Below are 236 nucleotides of genomic sequence, written 5' to 3'. Positions count from 1 at the left end.
TTTACCCACACCGGTTGGACCAATCATCAAGATATTTTTAGGCGTCACTTCTTGTTGTAAAGTCGCATCAAGCTGTTGTCGACGCCAACGATTACGTAAGGCGATCGCAACGGCTTTTTTGGCTTCGTGCTGTCCGATAATGTGTTTATCTAATTCGTGAACAATTTGTTTTGGCGTTAGTGATTGATTCATCATTATTTGTTGTAATCCAAAGTTTCTATAGTGAGGTTGTGATT

Annotated in this window: 1 pseudogene; it reads right to left on the bottom strand. The window is 39.8% G+C overall.

Annotated elements, in window-relative coordinates:
- Positions 1–192 (bottom strand): annotated as a pseudogene (gene hslU, locus B3182_RS05615) (HslU--HslV peptidase ATPase subunit); the annotation flags it as partial.
- Between the last annotated feature and the right edge of the window lie 44 nt (positions 193–236).

The organism is Methylophaga sp. UBA4204, assembly GCF_002379485.1.
GTDB lineage: Bacteria > Pseudomonadota > Gammaproteobacteria > Nitrosococcales > Methylophagaceae > Methylophaga.
This window is presented reverse-complemented; position numbering and strand designations above follow the sequence as displayed.